Here is an 8,013-nt window from a genome sequence, read left to right as displayed (position 1 = left end):
GATGAAAGTGGAATGTGATCTGCACCCCAAAAGTTGGACTAAACAACCAATTGATTAAGGTGCAGATTTTTTATGACTAAATATACTCAACGTTTCAAACAACAAGTGCTCGACTTTTATCATCAAAATGGAAAAAACCGTTCGCTTACTCGCCAGTATTTTCAGCTTCCCCAAAGAACGTTAGCACGTTGGATTGCGAAATTTAATCATAATGGAATCAATGGATTAGCTGTGTTAGGTAAAAAACGATATTATTCTGTTGAGTTTAAATTAAAGGTTATTCAAGCTATCAAAAAAGGCCAGTGCTCCGCTGAAGCCGCCTGCTTTCGCTTTGATATCCCCAGTTCAGGGATAATTAGTCAATGGTTGCAACGCTTTGAAAAACAAGGTATAGATGGGTTATTACTCAAACCTAAAGGTCGTCCAAGTATGAAACTCAACTCACCTAAAATGCCACCAACGCCCAAAACAGAAGAAGAACGCTTGCGTTACCGAATTTTGGAATTAGAAGCGGAGAATGCAATTCTAAAAAAGTTGCAGGAACTCAACCAACAAAAAATGCAGAAAAAGCCGTCATCGTAAATGCCTTACACTCGCGTTTCCCGTTGGAATTGTTACTCAGGCTAATCGGATTGGCACACAGTTCGTTCTTTTATCATCTCAAGCCAAAGTCGGATAAAAATGTAGTGATTTCACAGAAAATAGGGGAAATTTATCGCAAAAATGACGAAAATTATGGTTATCGTCGAATTACCTTGGAATTAAGGAAATACTTGATTATCAACCACAAAAGGGTGCAAGCGATAATGCAACGTTTGGGGTTAAAAGGAAAAAGTAAGCAGAAAAAATATCGTTCTTACCAAGGCAAAGTGGGACACATTGCCGATAATCTGTTGCAACGGGATTTTACGGCAACGGTGCCGAATGAGAAGTGGGTAACGGATATCACCGAGTTCAAATGTGCGGAAGGCAAAGTGTATTTATCGCCGATTAAAGACTTGTTTAATAACGAAATTATTGCTTATGATGTGGCGAGAAGTCCGAGTTTTGAGCAGATAACCAGAATGTTGACCCAGGCGGTGAACCGATTAGCGGGGGAAAAACCGATACTGCATTCCGACCAAGGATGACAGTATCAAATGATGGGTTATCGGGAGATATTGAAAAAACACGGTATTAAGCAAAGTATGTCGAGAAAAGGCAATTGCCTTGATAATGGTGCGATGGAAAGCTTTTTCGGGCGATTGAAGACGGAATATTACTTTGGCAAGCGGTTTGAAACCTTTGAACAGCTTGAAAAAGTGATTCACGAGTACATTCATTACTACAACAATGAGCGTATTCAAGTGAAGCTCAAAGGACTAAGCCCTGTGGAATACAGAACTCAGTCCTTGAATTAAAATTAAATTAGAATATAGTCTAACTTTTTGGGGGCAGATCAGATTTTAGTGGCTTTTTTATTTGAGTTTTCTCTTAAAAACATCTCTATTTTATGACCGCACTTTTCTTATTTTAATTTTTTTCTGTACTTTTCTAAGTCAATACTGTCGTTTTATTTCTAAGCCATAATATTGTTGGAATAATGGGTTATTTGAGCGAAAATAAAAATATTTAATGATAATAATTTCTATTTGCGTTATTTTGTTCTATACTTTCTGCATTCATCACTCTTTTTAATTAGGAGAATTATCAATGCGTTATCAAACTCCATTTTTATTACTCTGTTTCGCCTATGCTTGTCCTGTTTTGGCTGAGCAGCTTGATGAAATTTTAGTGCAGGGACAGCAAACAGAAAGTCATTCACCCACCACCGAAAGAAAAAATCAAACTGTCATTCAAACTGAACTTATTAGGGATACGAAAGATTTAGTGCGTTATAGCACAGACGTGGGCGTAGCGGACAATGGGCGTTTTTTGAAGGGATTTTCTTTGCGTGGGGTGGAAGGAAATCGTGTCGGAATGAGTATTGATGGGGTGAATTTGCCTGACAGCGAAGAAAACACGCTGTATGGCAGATATGGCAATTTTAACCCTTCTCGATTAAGCATTGATACGGAGCTAGTGCGGACGATTGATATTGTAAAAGGGGCGGATAGCGTGCATTCGGGCAGTGGGGCGTTAGGGGGAACGGTGAATTACCAAACCTTAGAACCCTACGATCTGGTTTTTGATGGCAATCGTTTTGGTGTGTTACTGCGTACGGGGTATGCGAGTAAAAATCGCGAATGGGTGCGAACCTTTGGGCTAGGTTATGTGGGCGAAAAGGTGGAGGCACTTTTGCTTTATTCGCAAAGAACGGGACACGAACTGAAAAGTAATGGACGTGGGGATAACATCAGCGGATCGAGCAGCCAACAGCCCGATCCATCTTCCCATCGCTTTCATAGCTATTTAGCCAAATTAGGCATTCAATTTAATGATCAGCATAAAATCGGCTTTAATCTCAATGGTCAGCAGGGACATCGCTATACTGATGAACGGAGCTACAATCTTTTATCAAGTGCTTGGCGTGAAGCGGACGATCAAAATAAACGCCTCAATGCCAATGTTTATTATCGCTATACGCCACAATCGGACTATTTAGCCTTTACCCAGTTAGATTTTGATTATCAAAAAACCGATCTTGCAGCAGTGAATTATAAAGGCGGGCGAAATTGGTTCACAGGCGAAAAAGAGCTTGATGAAGTGTTCGATCGCCGAATGAAAACCACTTTTAAACGGCTTTCATTTTATGCGGAAAGCGAGCCGTTAAATCTGCTTAAGAGCATCGGCGGAAGCCATACATTCGGCATTAAAATGGCGGCGAGTGAGCGTCAATTTAAAAATGACAATCACGATACCAATCGCTTTGGCTTAAATTCTCGCTACACCATTCAATATCCCGTTAAAACCACGCAATACAGCCTTGCATTAAAAGATGATATTGTATGGTTACCCGAAATTCACCAATGGCAACCTAAAATCACCACCCATCTCGCTTTGGGTTATGATTACACTAAATATCAGCCTCAATCCTTAAATGCCCCTTGCAGTGCGGCGTGTTTGGCTGAGGGTATGCCCGCAAAAAGTCATTTTATTAATTGGAGTGGGTTAGCTGGGATCGATATTCAAGCGACAGAAAACTGGACATTGGGCTATTTACTCAGCTCGGGCTATCGTTTACCGACGGCAACCGAACGCTATTTCACCTTTACCAACGCCTATGGGATGTGGAAATCTAACCCTGATTTAAAAGCAGAGCATAGCTTAAGCCATAATCTTTTTCTCAAAGGGGAAAGTTCGCTTGGGGTATTAGATATTGCCCTTTACCAAAGCCGCTATCGTGATTTTTTGTTTGAACAAGAAAGCCTGATTGAACAAACTCAATACGGGCGAACATTCCAAACCCCAATGCAACAAATGGTGAATGTGGATAATGCCAAAATTCACGGCATTGAAATTAAAGCACTGCTCAATGTAAACCAAGTGCTTCCCGTGCCTGAGGGCATAAAATTTATGGCGACATTGGGTTATAGCAAAGGTAAGTTATCCAATAATGCCAGCTTATTATCCATTCAACCAATGAAAGTGGTGTTGGGGTTAGATTATGAAGATCCGCAAGGAAAATGGGGCATTTTCAGCCGCCTGACTTATCTCGCTGCCAAAAAAGCGAAAGACGCGAAAGTTTTTGAAAACAAAAACCGTTGTATTCATTGGGAATATGATTATTGGTACGATAAAGAAATGTGTGCAAAAGAAATTATATACCAAGATATTGAAACCTATAAATATTTGAACAAATCCGCCTATATTTTTGACCTCTTTGGCTACTATAAAATTAAGCCAAATATTACCTTGCGGGCTGGGGTTTATAATTTATTTAACCGCCGCTACCACACTTGGGACGCATTACGCGGCATTAATGCCAACAGCACAACCAACAGTGTTGATCGCAATGGCTTAGGGCTGGAACGTTTCTATGCACCAGGGCGGAATTATAGTGCCTCAATCGAAATACGTTTTTAAACGCGATGCGATAAGGAAATCAACATTATGATGATTGATAAACGACTGATTCACACCGTGACAGACAGTAAAAAATGGATTGCAATCACGGTGTGGTGGAATTGGCTGGCGTTAATAGGTGGGATTATTAGTGCCGCCGCTTTTGCTCTGTGCTTGCAATGGGCGTGGCAGCAGCGGTTAGATCTGAAAAGTGCGGTGCTTTTTTTGAGCGTTTTTTTGCTGGCGTTGCTGTTGCGTGTGGTTGCAGGAAAGCGGGCGGTAACCGCGTCTTATCAGGCGAGTGTCAAAGTTAAACACCAGCTTAGAACGCTGATTTATCAAAAATTGGTATCAATGCCGCTCAACCAAGTTCAGCAGCAATCCACCTCTTCCATCATTCAAATCGCCTCTGAGGGCGTTGAGCAACTGGAAATTTATTTCGGACGCTATTTACCACAGCTTTTTTACAGCTTACTTGCCCCCCTCACCCTCTTTACGGTGTTGCTCTATTTTAATCCCCTGACCGCCTTGATTTTATTGCTTTGCGTGCCACTCATTCCCATTTCGATTATCGTGGTGAATAAAATCGCAAAACGCTTATTGCATAAATATTGGGCGGTTTATGTGGGGCTGGGGAGCAGTTTTTTAGACAATTTGCAGGGCTTGATTACGCTAAAAATTTATCAAGATGATAACTACAAAGCTAAGCAAATGGCACAAGAAGCCGAACATTTCCGCCATATCACAATGAAAGTGCTGACAATGCAGCTTAACTCTGTGTCGATTATGGATTTATTGGCTTACGGCGGGGCGGCTCTCGGCATTTTCACTGCGTTGTTGCAATTTCAAGCGGGGCATTTGACGGTGTTTGGCGTGGTGTTATTTATTCTGCTTTCTGCCGAATTTTTTATCCCCCTGCGTTTGTTGGGATCGTTTTTCCACGTTGCGATGAATGGCAAAGCCGCGTCAGATAAAATCTTCGCTCTGCTTGATACCCCCGTTGAGCAACCGCAAAGTGCGGTGGATTTTTGCGATAAAAATCCGCTTGAAGTGGAAATCAAACAGCTTGATTTTGCTTACCAGCCAGAAAAGCCTATTTTTCAACAACTTAGTTTAACCATTCCAGCCAATCAGCTCAGCGTTTTTGTCGGCGAAAGTGGCTGTGGAAAATCTACGCTGGTGGCATTGTTAATGGGCTTTTATGCCCCGCAACAGGGCGAAATTTGCTTTAATCAGCAAAATATCGCCGAGCTAAGCCGAGCCTCACGCTATCAACGCATTAGCCTTGTTAGCCACAGTAGCTATATTTTCAAAGGCACGCTACGCGAAAATTTGCAAATGGCGAAGGAAAATGCCACTGATGAAGAAATGTATCAATGCCTGCAACAAGTGAATTTGGCGGAGTTTGTGCGGCAAAATGGCGGGCTTGAAATGCCGTTATTAAGTCGAGGGAGCAACCTCTCTGGTGGGCAAATTCAGCGTTTAGCCCTTGCTAGAGCCTTATTACATCAGGCGGATTGTTATATTTTTGATGAGGCCACCAGCAATATTGATGTGGAAAGTGAGGAAATCATTTTGCAACTCATTCAGCGTTTAAAAGAAGAAAAAACGATCATTATGATTTCTCATCGTTTAGCCAACGCCATTAATGCCGATCAAATTTACGTTCTGCAACAAGGCAATCTTATCGAACAAGGCACGCATAGCCAATTAATGGCGAAACAAGGGGCATATAGCCGAATGTTTAATCAGCAAAAACAATTAGAAGCAGTGAGCAAGGGGGCGATCAATGGGTAAAAATGGCGTTGTGATAATGTGGCAGTTGCTGAAATTGGTAATGCCTTTAGCCCATTTGATGAGTTTTACCATTATCACGGGCGTGTTGGGCTTTTTGGCTGCCATTTTCATTATGGTGTTGGGGGCAATGGGGCTGGCGAATTTAATCGGTTTTAGCACGCATCTCAATTTAAGCCAAATTTTGACCGCACTTTTTATTTTGGCACTGGCTCGTGGCATTTTGCGTTACTTAGAACAAATGTCGGGGCATTATATCGCCTTCAAACTGCTCGCCTTGTTGCGGGACAAGGTGTTCACCGCCTTACGAAAATTGGCATTTGTGAAATTGCAAGGCAAGCAAGCGGGGCAACTGCTTTCGTTAGTAACCAATGATATTGAATTATTAGAGGTTTTTTATGCTCACACCATTGCCCCGATAATGATTGCGATCATCACCTCTACCATTTTGTTAGGCGTGTTTGCACATATTTCCCTATGGTTAATGAGCGTGGCTCTGCTGGCTTATTTCACTATTGGCTTTCTGCTGCCTGTTTTCACCACCAAAATGGCACGCGAAGAGGGACGGCAATATCGCCAGTTAGTAGGGGAGATGAATGATTATTTTCTCGATAGTCTGCGAGGAATGAAAGAAATCCAGCTCTTTAATCAGGCGGAAGCCCGCCTTGCTGCCATTCACCAACGTAGCCAAAATATCGATCAGGCTTTTTGGCGATTGAAACAGCAAGAAAGTCAGGTGCGGCGTTACAGCGAAATCGCCGTTTCGCTCTTTAATATCGCAATGCTATTTGTGGGGCTTGCACTGTATGCCACGCAACACATTGATTTTTATGGCTTATTGATCGCAGTGATTTTGTTGATGTCGAGTTATGGACCTGTGATTGCACTCAGTAATCTTTCCAATAATCTACTACAAACCTTAGCCAGCGGTGAACGTGTGCTAGGTTTGCTCGCCGAAGAACCCGAGTTGCAAGAGGTGCATAAGGGGAAAAATCTCGTTCAAATTGAACGCTTATGTGGCGAAGACCTGCATTTTAGCTATGGCGATGAAATGATTTTATCCGCTATTCAATTCAGTCTAAACAAAGGGGAAATCTTAGGCATTCACGGACGTAGTGGCAGTGGAAAAAGCACGTTACTTAAATTGATAATGCGTTTTTACGATCCACAGCAAGGGAAAATTGAAATTAATGGCAAAAATCTGACCGCACTTAATACTCAAACCTTGCGGCAAAATATCGCTTACATTACACAGCAAACCTATATTTTCAATCAAAGTATTGGTGAAAATATCCAAATGGCAAAGCGAAATGCCAGCCGTGAAGACGTGATCGAAGCGGCGAAAAAAGCGGCTATTCACGATTTCATTATGAGCCTGCCACAGGGTTATGACACCAAGGTTTCAGAGCTGGGAAGCAGTTTATCCGACGGCGAAAAACAACGTATCGGCATCGCACGGGCGTTTTTGCACAATGCTCCGATCATTCTGCTTGATGAACCCACTAGCAATTTAGACAGCCTAAATGAAGCAATGATTTTACAAGCCTTATTAAAGGTCAAAGCGGAAAAATTGATTATCCTCGTCAGCCACCGAGCGTCCACAATGGCGATTTGTGATAAGGTGCTTAAAATTGAGAATGGACGATTGTCGTAAAATATCGTCATTGGATTGCAAAATAATACGGCGTTAGCTTGCCTCGCCGTATTATTTTTATTGTCAGCGGATCAACGTCTTATTTTGTTTTAAACTGAAACGACCATATTATTCAAAACAAGAAAATTGGCTCAACAATCAAATCAAACTGAATAATTTTTATAAAAAAACAGCCACACATTCGTGGCTGTTTCTATTTAATTAAAAATGCGGTCTTTTTTCCGACTAGTTTTTTTCTTTTGGCAGAGCTTTGATTGCGTAAATTAATCCGCCCCAAATAATAACCAACGCGACGGTCATCATAATAATTGCACTGGTACTCATTTGATTAATCCTCTTTTGTTTGATCATTTAGGCTAAATAATTCTTCGTGTTTCCATTTGAGGCGTGAGAGTAAGAAAGAAACCACAACCAGCCCAACAGCCATACCCCAACCAAAAATATTCACGAACCAAGATGGATAGCCCTCGTAGCCTTCGGTGAACACTTTTGCCCCTTCGCTTAACAACATAAAGGCGAGAATCCCTGTGGTTAGCACGATACATAAACGCCATAAAAAGCCTACTTTGTGATCTGCACCC

General features: G+C 41.7%; 4 protein-coding genes and 2 pseudogenes. 4 read left to right on the top strand and 2 right to left on the bottom strand.

Features of this window, described 5'->3' with window-relative positions:
* The first annotated feature begins 72 nt into the window (after positions 1 to 72).
* The 4 genes and pseudogenes from QV04_RS11560 (at position 73) to QV04_RS10755 (ending at position 7,432) form a co-directional block, all read left to right on the top strand.
* Positions 73 to 1,400: pseudogene (locus QV04_RS11560) on the top strand (IS3 family transposase).
* 292 nt (positions 1,401 to 1,692) lie between these two features.
* Entirely contained in the window at positions 1,693 to 4,005 is a 2,313-nt protein-coding gene (locus QV04_RS10765; protein ID WP_065230574.1) for a TonB-dependent hemoglobin/transferrin/lactoferrin family receptor, read from the top strand.
* 27 nt (positions 4,006 to 4,032) lie between these two features.
* Complete coding sequence (locus tag QV04_RS10760) at positions 4,033 to 5,781, top strand: ABC transporter ATP-binding protein/permease (protein WP_065230573.1); 1,749 nt, start codon at positions 4,033 to 4,035, stop codon at positions 5,779 to 5,781.
* A complete protein-coding gene (locus QV04_RS10755) occupies positions 5,774 to 7,432 on the top strand; it encodes an amino acid ABC transporter ATP-binding/permease protein (protein ID WP_065230572.1) in 1,659 nt (552 codons plus the stop codon). Before QV04_RS10760 ends, QV04_RS10755 begins: the two co-directional genes overlap by 8 nt.
* 225 nt (positions 7,433 to 7,657) lie before the next feature.
* On the opposite strand, the gene QV04_RS11415 is transcribed toward QV04_RS10755, so the two are convergent.
* Entirely contained in the window at positions 7,658 to 7,756 is a 99-nt protein-coding gene (locus QV04_RS11415; RefSeq protein ID WP_017806746.1) for a methionine/alanine import family NSS transporter small subunit, read from the bottom strand.
* Between the two features lie 4 nt (positions 7,757 to 7,760).
* Positions 7,761 to 8,013, bottom strand: a pseudogene (locus QV04_RS10750) (sodium-dependent transporter); the annotation flags it as partial.

Origin of the sequence: Gallibacterium genomosp. 1 (genome assembly GCF_001678575.1) — a bacterium.
Lineage (GTDB): Bacteria > Pseudomonadota > Gammaproteobacteria > Enterobacterales > Pasteurellaceae > Gallibacterium.
Note: the sequence above shows the minus strand (reverse complement) of the source record. Positions and strands in the feature narration are given on the sequence as shown.